Source organism: Ruegeria sp. AP12 (assembly GCF_056540025.1).
Genome location: NZ_JBQFVZ010000200.1, coordinates 1 through 722, shown reverse-complemented (window position 1 = coordinate 722; position 722 = coordinate 1). Strand labels below are relative to the sequence as shown.

Here is a 722-nt window from a genome sequence, read left to right as displayed (position 1 = left end):
CGCAAACTGGTTTCGGGCCATTCCGGAACTGGAGGCCCGAGGGCGGATTCCCTTGCTTGACGGCACTGAGGACGGAGTACGCGCGTTGGGGGACACTGCGCTGAGGCGGTTGAAATCGGCGCGCAGCAGGCGATCGGAGGTTTCCCGCGCTGCTCGCCCGGCGCTCTATGCCGGGTGGCAGGCCGAGTGGGTTCTGCGGAGGGTTCTGGCCACTCCCGCACGAGTCGCGCGCGGGGATCTTTCGCAGGGGGAACTCGGGCGCAGAATATCTCTGATGTGGACGGTCAGCACGGGCCCTTGGTGATCAGACCGTGTCAGGCTCGGCCGGACGCATGACGAGCCACAACAGCGCGCCACCGGCCAGCGTAAGGAGGGGGACCATAGCGAGGTTCACAGCCGTCCACCCCTCGACCGGGGACCCACCCGAGCAGTTCATCAATCCGCCCGAGGCCAGCGAGGCAAAGGTCACGCCGCCAAACACCAGAAGGTCGTTCATGCCCTGCATCCGGCCACGCTCGCTCACGTCATGAGAATCGGCTAGCATTGAGGTCGCGCCAATGAAGCCGAAGTTCCAGCCGATCCCAAGCAGGATCAGCGCGACGAAAAAGTTGCCAAGCTCCACCCCTTGGAGGGCGACGACGCCTGCGGCGCCGAGAATGGCAAGGCCAAGCGCAACGATCTTTTCAACGCCGAAACGGGCGATCAAGTGGCCGGTAAAGAAG

Annotated in this window: 1 protein-coding gene and 1 pseudogene; one reads left to right on the top strand and one right to left on the bottom strand. The window is 64.5% G+C overall.

The genetic code is table 11. The features are described 5' to 3' along the window. Window positions 1-304: pseudogene (locus ACR0E6_RS22255) on the top strand (phytoene synthase); the annotation flags it as partial. Here the strand turns inward: ACR0E6_RS22255 and ACR0E6_RS22250 are convergent. After that, on the bottom strand, window positions 305-722 hold a 418-nt coding region (locus ACR0E6_RS22250; RefSeq protein ID WP_480587457.1), incomplete at its 5' end, for an MFS transporter.